Raw genomic sequence first — 1,580 nt, forward strand, 5'->3', positions numbered from 1 at the left:
TAGCTTATGTGCTACGCACACGCTACGCGAACAGCTCTCAGCTATCAGCTTATGTGCTACGCACACCCTACGCGAACAGCTCTCAGCTCTCAGCTTATGCGTTAGTTCACAGGCTAGAAGCCTGTGCCACGCTACTAGATCGGTGCTTTTGAATAAGCGATGCAGCGCCTTCACGCGGGGGTTTCCCCCACTCGCGCTTTGCATCAAGACAAGAGATAAGCATTCGTTTAGTTTTAATGGAACATAAAGCATAAATCATGATAGACACCTTAGACCAAACTAAACCTAAAAGTGGACTTCTTCATCATGGGCAACTTTGGCGCTGGCTATTGGGAACCCAGCCCAAGGAAATAACTAATTTCGGCTTGCTAGCTCTAATTGAAAAATTTGCCATATGGGTCGATAGTTTGGTTAGGGATCCTAACATGATGGGAGGGGAGTTGATTTTCCCTCAATCTCGCTTGTCAGTTCGTCGTATTGCTGCTCGGCTTAACCGGGGAGAATCTCCAGAGTTGATTCTTGAAGACTATCCTTATCTATCTCCGATAGATTTAGCTTTTGCCCAACTCTACATGGAAATCTATCAGTAGAGATAGGTATTAGTGTCAAATACTATCAAGTTACTAATTGATGAAGATTTATCCTATGATATCTTCATTACACCAATACACTTTAAATTATAATCCATTACATCACTATTTTATCCAAAATCATTTAGGATTGCTATATGTCAACAAAAAATGGTGCTGAAGACTATTATGATAAATTTGCTGCCAAGTATGACGAGGTGTTAAAGCAGCCCAGTTCTAATGTACAGTATGTCAATGAAGCAGTAAAAATCTTCCATGGACATAATCACCATCAAGGCAGTGTTTTAGATATTGCTTGTGGGACAGGTATCCTAAGTGAATTGTTGCAAGGGGAGTTTGACTATACAGGGATTGATATTTCAAGTAATATGCTGGATTATGCGGTCAAAAGAGGGTATAAAACCATCCACAAGCCGATTGAAACAGCCCTCAATGAAATTGATAGCAACTCCTACGATTTTGTTTTTTGTTTAAGTTCGTTACTGTTTGTGGAAGACGTGGCAACAGCTATTACGCAGATGAATCGTATTGCTCGCCAAACAATTATTTTTAGCCTTGATGAAACAACAGAGGAATATATTCAAAAGGTGCCTATTCCAGTTTATGACCACTCTAAAATGGCCATTGAAAATGCTATGGAAGATTATTTTATTGTAGGTTGGACTTCTCCCAGCCAAGGAATTACAATCAGAACTCGGATGATTTATATTGAATCAAATAAATAGAATTTTTAATAGCAAAGGGAACAGGGAACAGGGAACAGGGAATAGGGAATAGGGAGCAGGGAGCAGGGAGCAGGGAGCAGGGAAGAGGTAACAAAAATTTTCACAATTCCTACACGGATTGCTCTTACAGGTCTTTGTGGGGCATTTTGTAAGTGTTGTAAGTGTTGGGGGAGATTTTGATTAAGGGGAATTTGGCGCGATGTTCCTTCGGAACCGCTTCGCGAACGCATTATCTAGAAAACAACCGGTAGAGTTTTTTTCTGGA

Annotated in this window: 3 protein-coding genes; 2 read left to right on the forward strand and 1 reads right to left on the reverse strand. The window is 40.7% G+C overall.

Features of this window, described 5'->3' with window-relative positions; translation table 11 throughout:
* Positions 1-257 precede the first annotated feature (257 nt).
* Positions 258-590 (forward strand): DUF433 domain-containing protein, encoded by a 333-nt coding sequence (locus F6K52_RS36080; RefSeq protein ID WP_293089993.1) that lies wholly within the window; start codon positions 258-260, stop codon positions 588-590.
* Positions 591-727: 137 nt separating this feature from the next.
* Positions 728-1,315 carry a class I SAM-dependent methyltransferase gene (locus F6K52_RS36085; protein WP_293089995.1) on the forward strand — a complete coding sequence of 196 codons (588 nt, stop codon included), beginning with the start codon at positions 728-730 and terminating at the stop codon, positions 1,313-1,315.
* Between the two features lie 5 nt (positions 1,316-1,320).
* Here the strand turns inward: F6K52_RS36085 and F6K52_RS36090 are convergent, their stop codons facing one another.
* The gene (locus F6K52_RS36090; RefSeq protein ID WP_293089997.1) at positions 1,321-1,545 is read right to left on the reverse strand and encodes a hypothetical protein; all 225 of its coding nucleotides are present in this window, start codon (positions 1,543-1,545) and stop codon (positions 1,321-1,323) included.
* Between the last annotated feature and the right edge of the window lie 35 nt (positions 1,546-1,580).

The sequence above is a fragment of the Moorena sp. SIO3H5 genome (assembly GCF_010692395.1).
Classification (GTDB): Bacteria; Cyanobacteriota; Cyanobacteriia; order Cyanobacteriales; family Coleofasciculaceae; genus Moorena.

Excerpts from the sequence above, each read along its gene's own strand:
- F6K52_RS36080 (WP_293089993.1), top strand. The coding sequence starts at position 258 with ATGATAGACACCTTAGACCAAACTAAACCTAAAAGTGGACTTCTTCAT.
- F6K52_RS36085 (WP_293089995.1), top strand. The coding sequence starts at position 728 with ATGTCAACAAAAAATGGTGCTGAAGACTATTATGATAAATTTGCTGCC.
- F6K52_RS36090 (WP_293089997.1), bottom strand. The coding sequence starts at position 1,545 with ATGCGTTCGCGAAGCGGTTCCGAAGGAACATCGCGCCAAATTCCCCTT.